A 15,801-nucleotide genomic window follows, 5' to 3' on the forward strand; every position below is an offset into this window, starting at 1 on the left:
GCGCAAACTAACCGATTTCAGCCGTTCGGGTACTCCACAAAATAGGCATCCCGCAATGCATCTTCGAGCAGCCGGCCTTCGGCATAGCCATTCAGCGTGGCGGGCCGGCTCACGCCGTCCAGCAGGCGCGGGCACGGCTCCGGAGCGCCGAGCACGGTGCGCACCGGGATGCGCTCGGCATAGATCGGCAAGGCATAATCCTCGTCGTCGTCAGCCACGCCCTTGGCGCGGATCTTGGCCGAGGCTTCCTCGATTGCCATCGCGATGAAGGACGTCGCCTTGATCTCCTGCGTGGTGCTCTGTCGCAGCCCAGCGGTGCGATCGGGAAAGAAGCGGTCGACCATGGCGATGACCGCCCGCTCCTTCTCCTCGGGATCGGTGACGAGATAAGCGGCTCCAAACGCCATCACCGCGCGGTAGTCGGCGGAATGGTTGAAGCCGCAGCGCGCCAGCACGAGGCTGTCGAGATGAGCGACCGTCAGGCAGACGCGTTCGCCCTTGGTCTGGTTGCGCAACATGCGGCTGGCGCTCGAACCGTGCCAGTAGAGCCTGGTGCCCTCGCGCCAGAAGAATGTCGGGGTGCAATAGGGCTGGCCGTCGATCACGTAGGAGACGTGACAGAGCATCGAGGAATCCAGGATGCGATGAACCGTGTCGTGATCATAGAAGCCGCGGTCGTGCCGGCGCTTCACCTGGTTGCGCGCCGATGTCGGATAGGAATTTGAGGTCTTGGTCTGGCTCACGGCCGCTCCCGCTCGGATTGGAGGAATTCCAGAGCAGTTGTAGCGGGGCTTTTGGTCTGCGATAGTTCCAATTCCATGCGAAAAATTCCGACCAATTCCTCGACCCGCAGCAAGTCCGAGCTACCGCTCGACCTCACGGGGCCGCACGTCACGGCCGGCGCCTCCGCCGCGCACCGGCTCTATCAGGCGCTGTGCGAGACTATCGTCTCCGGCCTCGTCAAGCCCGGCGAGCTGCTGCCGCCATCGCGGACGCTGGCCAGCCAGACCGGCTTCCGGCGTAACGCGGTCGTCACCGCTTATGAGCGTCTGATCGCCGACGGCTTTGCCGACGCGACCGTCGGCTCCGGAACGTTCGTCGCCGCACGTATCCCTGCGCGGCCGACCGAGCCAGACAAGCCGAAGGCGGTTGTCGAAACGCCCACGCAGGGTGCATTCGCGCTCGGCTGCACCCATATCGACGAGCGTGCGGTGCAGCGTTTTCGTGCTTTCGTCGGTCGGCGCATGCGCGCGTTCGGGTCCGAGCACCTGCATTATGGCGACCCCCGCGGCAGCCGCGAGCTACGTGCAGCGATCGCCGATCATCTGCTGTCGGCGCGCGGACTGCGCTGCGACCCCGATCAGATCATGCTGACGTCGGGCACGCTGCACGCGCTGCGCATCGTGATGAGCGCGATCCTGAAATCCAACGACCAGGTCTGGTGCGAGGATCCCGGCTACCCGGCCGTGCGGAAAACAATCGCGCTTTGCGGCTACCGCACCGTGCCCGTCCCCGTCGACGAGCACGGAATGCGCGTCGCCAAAGGCCGCATCGCGGCGCCGTCCGCGCGCGCGGCCTACGTCACACCGTCGCACCAGTTTCCACTGGGCGTACAGATGTCGATGCCGCGGCGGCTCGAGCTTCTGGACTGGGCCAGGCAAGCCGGCGCATTCGTGCTCGAGGACGATTACGACAGCGAGTTCCGCTATGACGGCGCACCGCTGATGTCGCTCGCCGGTATCGATCGCCTCCAGCGCGTGATCTACCTGGGCACGTTTGCCAAGACGCTGTTTCCGGGCCTTCGCATGGGCTATTGCGCCCTGCCCGAACGCCTGATCGCGGAGGTGACGACAGCGCGCGCGGCGCTCGACCGCTTTCCCGGCACGCTGATGGAAGGCGCGGTGGCCGACATGCTCAATTCCGGCGCCTTCGCCGCGAACCTGAAGCGCGTGCGAAAGCTCTATCGCGAGGCGCGCGATGCGCTCGCCGAGACGCTGGAGGCCAAATCCGACGGCGCGCTATCCGTGCCGATGCCGTCCCAGGGCCTGCATCTTGTCGCCCGGTTCGATCCTTCGGTGGCCCTGTCGGTGGCAGCGCAGGCCAAACACGCGGCCGGCGCCGAAGGCTGGCTATTGGCCGACACTTATTCACGTGCGCGTCCACTGCCCGGCTTCGTGCTGGGATTTTCGGGGCAAGCAATTCCACAACTCGTGGCGTCCGCCGACCGGCTGGCGCGGGAATCGCGCTCGGCCTTGCGCGCGAAAAGCAGATCGGGCCGGCGAGTATAGCCAAGCTTCACTATCAGAATCGCTGACCGGCCCCTACATTGCGGCTTCAATTCCGGGAGCTTCGTCATGTCCCTCCTTCGCGCCGCCTGCTTTTCGCTCCTGATCGCCTCCGCGCTTGCCTCGACGGCGCGTGCAGGCAGCGTCGGACGCGAGCAGGACATCGTCGATCTGAAGCTCGGCCAGCGTGTGCTCGTGGATGACGGCACCTGCCCCGCCGGTCAGGTCAAGGAGGTGCGCGGCGCCAGGATGACGGACAAGGGTGTCTCGCGCACGAGTTCCTGCGTGCCGCGGCGCGGGCCGAAAGCGAAATGATCAGCTGAGAAGCTACTTTGCCGGATCGAACATGCACTGCAGGGTCGGCTTGGCGATCTTGGTGAAGGTCGGACCGATCTCGCCCTGCTTGGAGGCCGGCACCCAATCGGTCTCGATGGTGGGAACGCCCGTCTCGCTGATGCCGCGCAGCAGCGCTTCGCGCAAATCGCGGTCCTCGACGGCCGCGGCGGCGTGGTCGTGCAGACAGCCACAGACCTCCTCCGGATGCTCCCAGCGCCCCTGCATGCGGGGCGCGCACTGGCGCACGAATTCGCCGCGGGGATCTGGCAGCCTGGAGGGTGCGCGGACTTGCGCCTCAGCGGCGCCGATCGTCAGAACGGATATGAACGCTGCGGCGTAGATACGGACGATCATGATGGCCATTGCCGGCTGATTTTCTGTTGGCGATCAGAGGCGCGTGGCAAGCACGATCGGCTGCGGTGCGGTAGTCGTCAGCGGGGAACCGGTGTACTGGAAAGTGCCGACACCGGGCAGGCTTCCGTCCGGCGCGCCGGCGAAGGAGGAACCAGCGAGCACGAAAGCGAAGGCAAGGATGAAACTGAGCGCGCGCATGGTCTCGTCTCCGAATTCGTCGCCGGCGATACGCCGTCGTCGTTGCGAAGCTGATAACCATGGGTGGTTTCGCGCGTGATGCGCCAAACACGGAAAATGGTTTCATCCTTGGCGAGAATTGTTTCGTGGCGCTCGGGACGACGAAACACTCAGCCAAAATCTCAATCATTTCAGGTGGCTATCCCCGATGCCCAAAGCATCCTGACAAGTTCCCGCCCGAGCCTGGATCGGGCTCGAGCGCAGCGTCGTCATGCTCCCGCCTCACGGGCTTCACACGCATTTTACGTTTTTCTGCTGAAGAGACCCAAACGAAGGCTGGGCCCTGTCGAACCGGGGGCGCTTCGGCTGCGACCCAAGCCATCGAGATCGAGACGCCCGGGATCACCGGGCGCGTTTCACGTGAGGATGGCCATCATGATGGCGACAGATCGCGCAGCGAAGCGCGAGGCGGTCCAACCGACGGGCCGCGGAGATCAACAACCAGTTCGCAGCGGCGCCATATCGGCTGGCGAAATGGCGCTGCAATCGAGCCGCGGCTTTGAAGCCGCGCCCCAGACATTCGTGCGGCTCACCGGCTCACATCTTGCGAAGCCGCGCGCGGGCAGCACCGTCGTCACTGAGTGAAGAACTCGCCGCACTTCTGGACGTTCGCGTCCGTCGGTCCCCAGGGCATGATCGGTACGGTCGAAGTCGAGTTCTTCGGCGAGCCCTCGATCAGCCTGTCTGAATAGACCATGTAGACCAGCACGTTGCGCTTGGCGTCGCAGCCGCGCACAATCTGCATCTTCTTGAAGAATAGCGAGCGCCGCTGACGGAACATGTCGTCGCCCTGCTCCATCTTGTTCTTGAACCTGATCGGAGCGACCTGGCGGCAGGCCAGCGAGATGTCCGAGACCTCCTCGGCCAGGCCAAGCCAACCCTTGAAGCCCCCCTTCTCCGGCACTGTGAAATGACAGGCGACGCCCTCGACTTCTGGATCGTCGAGACCATAGGTCGCGAGCTTGTCGTTCGGGCTCATCCATTTGAACACGGTCGAGCGGCGGAAGATCAGATCGGGCTCGTCAGCGGCAGATGCCGATGCCATCGTCGCGGCCAGAGCCAGGAGGAATAAAGCGAACCCTTTCAAGCGGATGCCCAAAGGACTGGGGAAACGAGATGACATGAAGCTCTCCGGTAACAAGTCCCCGCAATGTAGGAACGCGACAGCCCGACAGGAAGGCGATAGGCTGCCGGGCGCGGCCTCCGTTTACCGCTCCGTGAGGCTTTTTTGCTACGGCTTGGACAAATGCAACTGATCGCAGAACCACCCTGCTGGTGAACGCGTATCCCCTCTGTGAGACTAACGCGTATCCCCTCTGCGAGACTAATGTTGATTTGGATTATGGATTCGAGGATGAACAGCGTGAACGGGTCAGGTTCTTCTGCCAAGCCGGCGCGGCTGTGGCAGGTCGCCATTTTGACGGCGGCGGGCGCGATCGGCGCGACCGGCCAGGCGGACGCAGCGTTTTATTATTGGGCGGACTATTCCGACGGATACTATTACGCCCGGCAGGACCGGCTTCCCGAAATACCGCGCCAGAAGCCGCTGAAGCGAGGCTCCGCAAGCAAGAAAGGAAGCGTCGTCGAGAAGGAAGCCGGTGCCAAGCCGCAGGGACCGCTCGTCATCGTCGTGTCGATCGACCGGCAGAAGATGACGGTCTACGACAGCACCGGCGTGCTCGCGGAATCCCCGGTGTCGACGGGCATGAAGGGCCACTCGACGCCGATGGGTGTGTTCAGCGTCATCCAGAAGCACAAATTCCACCATTCCAACATCTATAGCGGCGCGCCGATGCCGTACATGCAGCGGATCACCTGGTCCGGCGTCGCCATGCATGCCGGCGCGCTGCCGGGCTATCCTGCTTCGCATGGCTGCATCCGCATGCCCATGGCGTTCGCGATGAAGATGTGGAATTGGACCCGGATGGGCGCACGGGTCATCGTCGCGCCGGGCCAGATATCACCCCAAGGCTTCTCCCATCCCCTGCTCGCCTCCGTGCGCGTGCCGCCTCAGCCCACGGCAAGCCTCGAGCCGCAGACCAATGTCGGCGACAAGGCCGACAAGGGCGCCGCCAAGCCCATGGAGACGAAGACTGCCAGCGCCGACAGCGTCCTCGATCTGCGCGCGTCCGTCGGCCACGCCGTGATGTCGGATGTAACGACGGGCAATGCGCCAGCGCGCGAGGAAGCCGCACCGGCCGCCAAGGTCAAGACGGCCGAGGCAACTGATACGCCCAAGCCGGCCAGCGACGACAAGCTCGAGGCCGTCAAGGCCGAACCGGTCACGACGGAGGCGGGGGAAGCCACGAAGCCCAGCGCACAGGCCACTGCACCGGCGCCCGCCACCTCGCTCGATGCGAAGGACGTGAGCCGCGTTGCCGATCCTGCGCCGGCCGCAAAGCCGGAAGCGCCCAAGCGGAGCGGCCGGATCGCCGTCTTCATCAGCCGCAAGGATTCCAAGCTCTACGTGCGGCAGAATTTTGCGCCGCTGTTCGAGGTGCCCGTCACGATCGCCGCCGGCGACCGGCCGCTCGGCACCCATGTCTTCACCGCCGAAGTCGACAAGACCGATGCCAATGCGCTGCGTTGGTCGGTGACGTCGCTACCGATTTCCGTTCGCGCAGCCGCGCGCGATGACGACGGACGCGCGTCGCGCCGCCCGCGTGGCGCCAACGTGATCCCCGTTGCCGCAAAGCCCATGATCGCGTCGGACAGCCCGGCTGAGGCTCTCGACCGCATCTCGGTCCCCGCCGACACCATGGCGAAGATCAACGAGATGCTGACGTCAGGCGGCTCGATCATCGTCTCTGACCAGGGCATCAACCAGGGCGAGACCGGCGAGGGCACAGACTTCATCGTGCGGCTGTACTAGCAGCGTCACTGCCCCGATAACGCGGTGTTGACGAGGCGGGGTCGCGCCGGCGGAGTATCGTGCTCTCCGGGTCATTTCGGGGGACGCCGTCATGATGAACCGCAGGACCATGCTCACCGCGGCGCTTGCGGGTGCCCTCGTACCAACGACGCGCGCCCTTGCCGCAGGCGGCATGAGCCGGATCTCGGCCTACGCCTTCTCCTTCCCCGCCTTGTCCGGCGACGACATCCGTCTTGCCGCGTTCACCGGCAAACCGCTGCTGGTGGTGAACACCGCCTCGCTCTGTGGCTACACCCCGCAATATGCGGGTCTGCAAGAGCTCTGGGGCGAGTTTCGCGAGCGTGGGCTCACCGTGATCGGCGTGCCATCGAACGATTTCGGCGGCCAAGAGCCCGGCGGCACGAGCGAGATCACGGAGACCGCGCACCACCAATATGGTGTTACCTTCCCGGTCACCGCCAAAGCCGTGGTGGTCGGAGCAAAAGCGCACCCCTTCTACAAATGGGCCGCTGACGCCCGACCGAAGGAAGTTCCGCGCTGGAACTTCCACAAATACCTGATCGGGCGAGACGGCTATATTGCCGATGTCTTTCCGTCAGCCGTCGAACCAGCCGACACGCGAATCAAGACGGCCATTGCCAGGGCGCTGGCCGATAGTTGACCGCAGGCGCCCCATCCGGTTGGGCACAATTGTGGCGCGGCATCAAACAGCCGTTGCAATGGCGAGGGCCCACCATCTAGGCTAGGATCGTTTTGGGCAGGACGGTTCTTGCTGCGAGCGAAAAGCCGCGGTGGAACAACGGGATCAATCTCGAGGACAACACCATGCGCGTGGCGGCAGGACTGATTTTGGCAGGCACGATGTCGGTGGCGATGACCGGCGCAGCATGGGCGCAAACAGCGGCCGCGAAGCCGGCAGCCGCGACGCAGGCCGCACCGGCGGCAGCAATGCCGGTCGCGTCGGCGCCTGCTACGACTCCGGCAGCCGCTCCAGTTACGGGCGCAGCACCAGCGGGGTTCGTCAATCCGCCCCCGCCCAAACAGGCGCCGCAGCCGGCCCGCGCCGCCTGCAACACGCCGGGCGCGCTCGGTGTGGCCCGCACGGTCGAGATCGACACCACCGGCGGTCCCGGCTTCGGCTTCGAGCACTTCAAGGAGCTCGACTTCCTGCGCGACAAGGAGGTGGTGCTGACCTTCGACGACGGCCCCTGGCCGCGCAACACGCCTGCGGTTTTGAAGGCGCTCGCTGACGAATGCACCACCGGCATCTTCTTCATCATCGGCAAGCACGCGACCTACGAGCCGGAGATCCTGAAGCAGGTCTACGCGGCCGGCCACACGGTCGGCGCCCACACCTGGTCGCACGCCAACCTCAACAACAAGAAGTTCACCGAGGCGCAGCGCAAGGACGAGATCGAGAAAGGCTTTGCGGCCGTGAAGTGGGCGCTCGGCGGCATCTCGCCCTCGCCGTTCTTCCGCTTCCCGGCCCTCCAGCATCCGCCGGAGATGGTCACCTATCTCGGCAACCGCAATGTCGGGATATTCTCCTGCGACATCGACTCGTTCGACTTCAAGGCTTCGAAGCCCGAGAAGATCGTCGAGACCGTGATGAAGAAGCTCGACACCAAGGGCAAGGGCATCATCCTGATGCACGACTTCCAGAAGCATACCGCCGAAGCCCTGCCCGAGCTGCTCAAGCGTCTGAAGGCCGGCGGCTACAAGGTGGTCGCGATGCGGGCGAAATTCCCGGCTTCGACACTGCCCGAATACGATCAGGAACTGGTCAAGGACCTCAAGCTCCCGACGGTAAGCCAGCGCCCGGTCAGTTCCGTGGTGACGACCGTTTCCGAATAGAAGGCCGTTGTCTTTCCGCATCGAAGGCTACGTCATCGTCTCCGCGGACGGCATGCTTGCCGACGCCGATCGCGTCATGCCGGACAGCCTGAAGTTCGAAGGCGACAAGCTGTTCTTCGAGCAGGCGCTCGATCGCGCCGCGCTGATCGTGCATGGCCGCAACTCGCACGAGCGGCAGCCGAATTCGCCGAAGCGCAAGCGCCTGATCCTGACCCGCAAGATCAGGGACCTCACCGTCGATCCGGAGATGCCGAATGCGACGCTGTGGAATCCGCAGCACGCGAGCTTCGAGGCGGCCTGCGCCTTCGCGGACGTCGCCTCCGGCATGATCGCCATCATCGGCGGCCCGGTCGTATTCGACATGTTCATGGACCGTTACGACGCATTCTGGCTATCGGAAGCTCCGCATGTGCGGCTGCCCGGTGGCGAAGGCTGCTTTGTCGGTGTGCCGGCGCGGACACCTCGCGAGGTACTGACTTCGCACGGGATGAAGCCGGGCGGGCCGTATCTGCTCGATGCGGCGCATGAGGTGACTGTGACCCCTTGGCGCAGGAGCTAGGCGCTACACGTCGCCATAGGCCGCCTCGGCCGGGCGCGTGGTGCGGCCGTAGCCGATGATCATGCAAAGTGCGCCGATGATCGACAGGTTCTTGAGCGCGTCGACCAGCATCTTGGCGTTGTCCGGCGGGGTCTGGTTCCAGAAATCGTAGAACAGGATGGTTGCGACGGCGACGTAGATGATCAGCAGCATCGCGAAGAAACGCGCGGCAAAATTCAGCGCGATCATCAGCCCCGCGATGATCTCGAGCCCGCCGATCGCGATCGCCAGCAGCTGCGGCGTGGTCATGGCCGTCGCCTCCTCGACCTGCGTGGCGTAAGGCGCGATGACATCAGGCACCACGAGCTTGGTGGCGATGAAATCGGCGGTCGCCTGGATGGCAAAGAGCTTGGTCGCGCCCGTGTAGATGAACAGCACGGCGAACAGGATTCGCCCGAAAGTCACGAACGCTGGCATGATCGGCCTCTTGGCAAAGCGCTACCGCACGGAACGCTTGAGGGGATTATGAAGAGTCGGCTTGCGCTTTTCAAACGGGCAAATGGAGAACTGCGAGGAATTCAAAACGCGCCTCGCATTCGCTACCCCTTCTCCCACAAGGGAGAAGGAACAGCACCTCCGGCGGCACTGCAGCCCGCTCTTCAGGTGAACAACGTCGGCTGCTGCCGGGCTGCCCGCTCCTGCGCTTCGACGACGGCCACGGCCGTCATGTTGAGAATGCCGCGCGCCGTCACCGACGGCGTCAGGATATGCGCGGGGCGCGCCGGACCGACCAGGATCGGGCCGACGGGAAGCGCATCCGCCAGCGCCTTGATCATCTGATAGGCGACGTTGGCAGTGTCGAGGGTCGGCATGATCAGGATGTTGGCCTCGCCCTCGAGCTTGGAGTGCGGCAGCACCATTCTTCGCGCAGCGGCTGAAAGTGCAGTGTCGCCCTGCATCTCGCCGTCGGCCTCGATCTCCGGATGCTTGTCCTTCAACAGCTGGGTCGCCCGCCGCATCTTGCGTGAGGACTCGGTGTCGTAGCTGCCGAAATCAGAGTGCGAGACGAAGGCGATCTTCGGCTTGATGTTGAAGCGCTGCACATGAACCGCCGCGAGTGAAGCGATCTCCGCAAGCTCCTCCGCGCTCGGATTGGGGCGCACCTGCGTGTCGGCAATAAAGAAGGCGCCCTTGCTGGTGATCAGCAACGCCAGCGCCGCGTAGTCGCTGATCCCGGGCGAGAAGCCGATGATCTCGCGCACGTGGCGCAGATGGCTCATGTAGCGGCCCTCGACGCCGCAGAGCATCGCATCGGCCTCCCCGCGCACCACGGCAAGTGCGGCAATGACCGTGTTGTTGGTGCGCACCACCGTGCGTGCCGCATCCGGCGTCACGCCGCGTCGGCCGGCGACCTCGACATAGGACTGCACGTAGGAGCGGTAGCGCGGATCGTCCTCGGGATTGACCAGGTCGAAATCCTTGCCGGCGCGGATCGAGAGGCCGAAGCGCTTGATGCGCGTTTCCACGACCGAAGGACGGCCGACCAGGATCGGCCGCGCCAGGTTCTCCTCCAGCACAACTTGCGTCGCGCGCAACACGCGCTCATCCTCGCCTTCGGCATAGATCACGCGGACCGGCTGGGTCTTTGCCTTGGCGAACATCGGCTTCATCACGAGGCCGGAGCGGAAGGCGAAGCGCTCGAGCAGTGCGGTGTACTCGTCGAAATTGGTGATGGGCCGCGTCGCGACACCCGACTCCATTGCCGCCTTGGCGACGGCCGGCGCAATGCGCAGAATCAGGCGCGGGTCGAACGGACTCGGGATCAGCGAACCCGGGCCGAACCCTTGCGTCTCGCCGGTGTCGAAGCCTTGTGCGACCGCATCCGACGGAGCCTCGCGCGCGAGCTGCGCGATGGCCTCGACGGCGGCATGCTTCATCTCCTCGTTGATCGCGGTGGCGCCGACGTCGAGCGCGCCGCGGAAGATGAAGGGGAAGCACAGGACGTTGTTGACCTGGTTCGGATAGTCGGAGCGTCCGGTGCAGATCATGGCGTCGGGGCGCGCCTTTCGCGCCTCCTCCGGCATGATCTCCGGCGTCGGGTTGGCGAGCGCCATGATCAGGGGCTTTTCGCCCATCGCCTTGGCCATCTCGGGCTTGAGCACGCCGGGTGCCGAGAGCCCGATGAAGATGTCGGCGCCGCCGATCACGTCGGCGAGCGTGCGCTTGTCGGTCTTCTGCGCATAGACCGCCTTCCAGCGATCCATCGAGGTGTTGCGCCCCTCATGCACGAGACCGTCGATGTCGCAGACCCAGATATTCTTGTGCTGGGCGCCCATCGAGACGAGCAAGTTCAGCGTGGCGAGCGCGGCGGCCCCTGCCCCCGATGCCACGATCTTGACGTCCGACAGCTTCTTGCCGTTCAGCCTGAGGCCGTTGGTGATCGCCGCGGCGACGATGATGGCGGTACCGTGCTGGTCGTCATGGAAGACCGGGATCTTCATGCGCTCCTTCAAGCGCGTTTCAATCTCGAAGCATTCCGGACCGCGGATGTCTTCCAGATTGATGCCGCCGAAGGTCGGCTCTAGCGCCGCAACCGTCTCGACCACGCGGTCGATGGTGTCGGCAGCGATCTCGATGTCGAACACGTCGATACCGGCGAATTTCTTGAACAGGACCGCCTTGCCTTCCATTACCGGCTTGGAAGCCAGCGGGCCGATATTGCCGAGGCCGAGCACGGCGGTGCCGTTCGAGACCACCGCGACCAGATTGGCGCGGGTGGTAAGCGTGGCCGCCTCGGCCGGGTTCTTGGCGATCTCGGTGCAGGCCGCGGCGACGCCCGGAGAGTAGGCGAGCGCGAGGTCGCGCTGGTTGGCAAGCGGCTTGCTTGCCTGGATCTCGAGCTTCCCGGGGCGCGGCAGACGATGGTAGGCCAGCGCCGCCTGGTGGAGATCATCAGAATAGGACGACATGCGGAGTCTTGCCTCACGTTACCGGCATCAAAATGCATGATCCGGAGCTGCCGCCCAAGCGAAACGGTATTTCCGGGTCATGGAAACGGGATGAAGCACGCCGGGTGCCCCGGTGGCAACATCCGATTGCTCCCCCGTCAACAGGGCGCGCAGTCAACTGTCTGAAAACCATAGCTTTCCCTGGACCGCGTGGCGTTTGCCGAATATGGCAGGTTGCACGGTTTGGAACGAGCAACTGGAGCTGGGAATGAAGCGAATCCTGATCGGCGTGATCGCGGCAGCCGTGCTCGGAGCCAGCGGATGGTTCGGCTTCAATCTCTACGTCCAGCACCGGGCCACCGCCGAGGTCGAGGCGGCGTTCGAACAGATGCGCTCGGGCGGCGGCAAGGCCAGCCATGGCAAGATCACGTTCGAGCTCGCGACCCGGACGCTGACGATCGAGGACATCAACGTGGAGCCCGCCCATTCGGACCTCGCCAACGTCAAGATCGCGAAGGTCACGGCAATCGGCATACGCCAGCCAGATGAGGCTCATTTCTCGGCCGAGAGTATTGAAGCGTCGGGTGTCGAGGCCGCCTTCACATACGCCGAGCAGACGAAGCTCAAAGCGAACTACAAGATCCCGCTGATCAGCGCTCGCGACTTTTCCGGTCCTACCCGTGCAGCCAGCGCTCCGCCGTCCGGCTCGATCATCGACATGTACCGCTTCGTGCTCGCGCAATACGCGACCATCTCGGCGTCCTCGATCGCGGCGCCCACCGTCGCGGTGAACATCGATGCGGGCACCGGCAATGCCGGCGGCGGAGATTATGTCTATTCGGGTCTGTCGGTTTGGAACGTCAACCGCGGCAAGATCGAAACGGCGAAGACTGACCGCGTCACCTATACGCTCGACCTGCCCCAGCCGGGCAGGCCCGCGAAAATGACGGGCGAGCTGTCCGGTTTGGCCATCTACGATTTCGACGCAAGCGTCCTGACGGCCGCGCTCGATCAGCAAGGGGCGAGCGACGACGGTTTTCACAAAATCTATCGACGCATCTCAGCCGATTCCTACGTGGCGACAATGGCTCCAGGCGTGCGCGTAAAGATCGACGGCATGACTTTCGACGACATTGCGATCCGGCCCTCGAAATTCCGTCCGGCCGAAATCATCGCGCTGCTGCCGGCTGACGGCTCGACCCCGACGCCAGCGCAGTCGCGCGACATGATCGCGAAGGTGGCCGACTGCTTCGACGGGTTTCAGATCGGCAAGGTCGAAATCGGCAGGCAAACGGTCGAGACGCCGCAAGGGACGGGGCGGCTCAACGCCGTGAAATACGATCAGGACAGACTAGCGCTGGAGGGCCTCGACATGCCGCTGCCACAGGGGCAGCTCAAGATGGAACGCTTCGCGCTGAAATCCTTCAGCGCCGCGAATCTGATGCGCTGGGCGGCCAGCCTCAAAATTCCCGGACAGCCGCCCTCGCCCGATCAGATGCTGGGCCTGTTCCGCGTGCTCGAAGGGGCCGAGATCAAGGGCGTTGTGGCGCCCTACAAGAACACACGCCAGCTCGTCACGATCGACACGCTCAGCCTGAACTGGGGCCAGCTTGTCGGATCGATTCCGAGCAAGGCCGATCTGGTCCTGAAAATGGTTACGCCCACCGATCCCGCCAATCCGGCGCAACGGCCGCTGATCATGGCGGGCATCGACAAGCTCGCGATCAACCTCGATTTCGGCGCCGCCTGGACGGAGTCTTCGGGTGCCTTTGCGCTCGCGCCCGCCATGATCGATCTCGGCAATCTCGCCAGAGCCCAGGCCCGCTTCACACTCGCCAACGTGCCGCGCGGCGTGTTCACGACCGATCCGGAGCAGGCCATGAACGATGCCGGCCAGATCGAGACCGGCGCGATCGAGCTCTCCTTGTTCGACAGCGGTGCCGTGGATCTCGTCGTGGCGCAGTTTTCACGCATCCAGAATGTCAGCCGCGACGCCGCGCGCAGCGCCATCGTCGAGATGATCCGCGCGCAGGGCGAGAGGTTCGCGGCATCCAATCTCGACGCAAAGACGACGGCGGACGCGCTGGCCGACTTCGTCTCGACGTCGGGGCAGACGCTCTCCCTCAAGCTGACGCCGCTTGGCAAGCTGCCGGCGCTTCAGCTCATGGACCTCCTGAACAGCGAGCCGGTTATCGCGCTGGCGCAGTTCAGGATCGAGGCGTCGACGGGGCTGTAGGAGAACGAGGCGCAGCACTCTCCACGTCATTGCGAGCGTAGCGAAGCAATCCAGAGTCCCTCCGCGGAAAGGTAATGGATTGCTTCGCTACGCTCGCAAAGACGACGCGGAGAGCTGACGCGATTTCAGACGCGGTAGGTGGGCAAAGCGAAGCGTGCCCACCGCCTTACAGCAAGCACTAAAGCCGGATGGTGGGCGCGGCGCTATGCGCCTTTGCCGCCCAACGGGACTGCGTCCGAGGCACGCAGCCTCACTTCTGCGGCAGGTTCACCCGCACATGCAGCTCGCGGAGCTGCTTGGTGGTGGCTTCCGATGGCGCGCCCATCAGCAGGTCCATGGCCTGCTGGTTCATCGGGAACAGCGAGATCTCGCGCAGATTGGTGGTGCCGCAAAGCAGCATCACGATGCGGTCGACACCCGCCGCCATGCCGCCATGCGGCGGCGCGCCGTACTGGAAGGCGCGGTACATGCCGCCGAAGCGCTCGACCACTTCCTGCTCGCCATAGCCGGCGATCTCGAATGCCTTCACCATGGCTTCCGGCACGTGGTTGCGGATGCCGCCGGAGGCGATCTCGTAGCCGTTGCAGGTGATGTCGTACTGGAACGCCTTGATGGTCAGCGGGTCCTGGCCCTTCAGTGCGTCGAGGCCGCCCTGCGGCATCGAGAACGGGTTGTGCGAGAAGTCGACCTTCTTGTCGTCCTCGTTGTACTCGTACATCGGGAAGTCGACGATCCAGGCAAGCTCGAACCGCTCCTTGTCGGTGAGGTTCAATTCCTCGCCGACCTTGTTGCGGGCAAGGCCCGAAAACTTCCAGAACTTGTCGGGATCGCCGGCGACGAAGAAGGCGGCATCGCCCTCCTTCACGCCGAGCTGCGCACGGATCGCGGCGGTGCGCTCGGGCCCGATGTTGTTCGCGAGCGGGCCTGCACCCTCACCGCCCTCGCGCCACATGATGTAGCCGAGGCCGGGCTGGCCTTCGCCCTGCGCCCAAGAGTTCATGCGGTCGCAGAACGCGCGGCTGCCGCCGCCCGGTGCCGGGATCGCCCACACCTGGTTCTTGGGGTCCTCGAGCATGCGCGCGAACACCTTGAAGCCGGAACCGCGGAAGTGCTCGGAGACGTCCTGCATCTCGATGGGGTTGCGCAGGTCCGGCTTGTCACTGCCGTATTTACGCAAGGCTTCCGCGAAAGGAATCCGGCGCCAGCCCTTCGTGACTGGCTTGCCCTTCGCGAACTCCTCGAACACGCCGGTGATGACGGGCTCCATCGCCGCGAACACGTCTTCCTGCGTGACGAAGCTCATCTCGACGTCGAGCTGGTAGAACTCGCCCGGCAGGCGATCGGCGCGCGGATCCTCGTCGCGGAAGCAGGGCGCGATCTGGAAATAGCGATCGAAGCCCGACATCATCAGCAGCTGCTTGTACTGCTGCGGCGCCTGCGGCAGCGCGTAGAACTTGCCGGGATGAATGCGCGAGGGCACCAGGAAGTCGCGCGCGCCTTCCGGCGAAGACGCGGTCAGGATCGGCGTGTTGAACTCGAAGAAGCCCTGCCCCTCCATGCGCCGACGCATCGACTTGATGATCTCGACGCGCGTCATGATGTTCTGGTGCAGTTTTTCGCGACGCAGGTCCAGGAAGCGATATTTGAGCCTGATGTCTTCGGGGTATTCCTGATCGCCGAACACCGGCAACGGCAGGTCGCCGGCCGGGCCGAGCACCTCGATCTCGCTGACATAGACCTCGACCTTGCCGGTCGGCAGATCGTCATTGTCGGTGCCCTCGGGGCGGCGGCGAGCCTTGCCGTCCATTCGCACCACGTATTCCGAGCGCAGCTTTTCGGCGAGCGAGAATGCCGGCGAGTCCGGGTCGACCACGCACTGGGTCAGGCCGTAATGGTCGCGCAGGTCGATGAACAGCACGCCGCCATGGTCGCGGACGCGATGGACCCAGCCCGACAGGCGGACCGTCTCGCCAATGTTGCTCTCGCGGAGCGCGCCGCATGTATGTGACCGGTAGCGATGCATGGTCGTCCCAAAATCAATGTCGGAGGATACGAATCGAACGGCCCGTCACGGCCGGTCCGAAGTTGCGGCAGGGTTTACCCGACGAGGACCAAGGCGGCAACCAAGGGAACGCCCTGTT

Annotated in this window: 15 protein-coding genes; 8 read left to right on the forward strand and 7 right to left on the reverse strand. The window is 64.5% G+C overall.

What is annotated here, in order from left to right; translation table 11 throughout:
- Positions 1-17: 17 nt before the first annotated feature.
- Entirely contained in the window at positions 18-743 is a 726-nt protein-coding gene (locus ACYCVF_RS13595; protein ID WP_459596010.1) for a pyridoxamine 5'-phosphate oxidase family protein, read from the reverse strand.
- 75 nt (positions 744-818) lie between these two features.
- On the opposite strand from ACYCVF_RS13595, the gene pdxR reads away from it, so the two are divergent.
- Both pdxR and ACYCVF_RS13605 read left to right on the forward strand, forming a co-directional pair.
- Complete coding sequence (gene pdxR / locus ACYCVF_RS13600) at positions 819-2,288, forward strand: MocR-like pyridoxine biosynthesis transcription factor PdxR (RefSeq protein WP_459596011.1); 1,470 nt, start codon at positions 819-821, stop codon at positions 2,286-2,288.
- A gap of 66 nt (positions 2,289-2,354) precedes the next feature.
- Positions 2,355-2,600: a DUF6719 family protein gene (locus ACYCVF_RS13605; protein WP_459596012.1), complete on the forward strand. Its 246-nt coding sequence runs from the start codon at positions 2,355-2,357 to the stop codon at positions 2,598-2,600.
- A gap of 12 nt (positions 2,601-2,612) precedes the next feature.
- Here the strand turns inward: ACYCVF_RS13605 and ACYCVF_RS13610 are convergent, their stop codons facing one another.
- Both ACYCVF_RS13610 and ACYCVF_RS13615 read right to left on the reverse strand, forming a co-directional pair.
- On the reverse strand, positions 2,613-2,975 hold the full coding sequence (locus ACYCVF_RS13610; protein WP_459596467.1) for a hypothetical protein: 363 nt from the start codon (positions 2,973-2,975) through the stop codon (positions 2,613-2,615).
- Between the two features lie 33 nt (positions 2,976-3,008).
- The gene (locus ACYCVF_RS13615; protein ID WP_459596013.1) at positions 3,009-3,173 is read right to left on the reverse strand and encodes a hypothetical protein; all 165 of its coding nucleotides are present in this window, start codon (positions 3,171-3,173) and stop codon (positions 3,009-3,011) included.
- A 405-nt stretch (positions 3,174-3,578) separates the two neighbouring features.
- On the opposite strand from ACYCVF_RS13615, the gene ACYCVF_RS13620 reads away from it, so the two are divergent.
- On the forward strand, positions 3,579-3,797 hold the full coding sequence (locus tag ACYCVF_RS13620) for a hypothetical protein (RefSeq protein WP_459596014.1): 219 nt from the start codon (positions 3,579-3,581) through the stop codon (positions 3,795-3,797).
- Here the strand turns inward: ACYCVF_RS13620 and ACYCVF_RS13625 are convergent.
- Positions 3,787-4,335: a CreA family protein gene (locus ACYCVF_RS13625; protein ID WP_459596015.1), complete on the reverse strand. Its 549-nt coding sequence runs from the start codon at positions 4,333-4,335 to the stop codon at positions 3,787-3,789. The genes ACYCVF_RS13620 and ACYCVF_RS13625 overlap by 11 nt on opposite strands.
- Positions 4,336-4,566: 231 nt before the next feature.
- On the opposite strand from ACYCVF_RS13625, the gene ACYCVF_RS13630 reads away from it, so the two are divergent.
- The 4 genes from ACYCVF_RS13630 (at position 4,567) to ACYCVF_RS13645 (ending at position 8,497) form a co-directional block, all read left to right on the forward strand.
- Positions 4,567-6,084, forward strand: coding sequence for a L,D-transpeptidase (locus ACYCVF_RS13630; RefSeq protein ID WP_459596016.1), 1,518 nt, complete (start codon positions 4,567-4,569; stop codon positions 6,082-6,084).
- A gap of 91 nt (positions 6,085-6,175) precedes the next feature.
- Positions 6,176-6,745 carry a glutathione peroxidase gene (locus ACYCVF_RS13635; RefSeq protein ID WP_459596017.1) on the forward strand — a complete coding sequence of 190 codons (570 nt, stop codon included), beginning with the start codon at positions 6,176-6,178 and terminating at the stop codon, positions 6,743-6,745.
- A 164-nt stretch (positions 6,746-6,909) separates the two neighbouring features.
- Entirely contained in the window at positions 6,910-7,938 is a 1,029-nt protein-coding gene (locus ACYCVF_RS13640; protein ID WP_459596018.1) for a polysaccharide deacetylase family protein, read from the forward strand.
- A gap of 7 nt (positions 7,939-7,945) precedes the next feature.
- On the forward strand, positions 7,946-8,497 hold the full coding sequence (locus ACYCVF_RS13645) for a dihydrofolate reductase (protein WP_459596019.1): 552 nt from the start codon (positions 7,946-7,948) through the stop codon (positions 8,495-8,497).
- A 3-nt stretch (positions 8,498-8,500) separates the two neighbouring features.
- Here ACYCVF_RS13645 and ACYCVF_RS13650 read toward each other — a convergent pair whose 3' ends face one another.
- Together ACYCVF_RS13650 and ACYCVF_RS13655 are read right to left on the reverse strand one after the other, a co-directional pair.
- On the reverse strand, positions 8,501-8,953 hold the full coding sequence (locus ACYCVF_RS13650; protein ID WP_459596020.1) for a DoxX family protein: 453 nt from the start codon (positions 8,951-8,953) through the stop codon (positions 8,501-8,503).
- 182 nt (positions 8,954-9,135) lie between these two features.
- A complete protein-coding gene (locus tag ACYCVF_RS13655; protein ID WP_459596021.1) occupies positions 9,136-11,445 on the reverse strand; it encodes an NADP-dependent malic enzyme in 2,310 nt (769 codons plus the stop codon).
- Positions 11,446-11,692: 247 nt separating this feature from the next.
- On the opposite strand from ACYCVF_RS13655, the gene ACYCVF_RS13660 reads away from it, so the two are divergent.
- Complete coding sequence (locus ACYCVF_RS13660) at positions 11,693-13,660, forward strand: hypothetical protein (protein ID WP_459596022.1); 1,968 nt, start codon at positions 11,693-11,695, stop codon at positions 13,658-13,660.
- A gap of 250 nt (positions 13,661-13,910) precedes the next feature.
- Here the strand turns inward: ACYCVF_RS13660 and aspS are convergent, their stop codons facing one another.
- Positions 13,911-15,683, reverse strand: coding sequence for an aspartate--tRNA ligase (aspS, locus tag ACYCVF_RS13665; protein WP_459596023.1), 1,773 nt, complete (start codon positions 15,681-15,683; stop codon positions 13,911-13,913).
- Positions 15,684-15,801: the final 118 nt, after the last annotated feature.

Source organism: Bradyrhizobium cedriense (genome assembly GCF_054602315.1).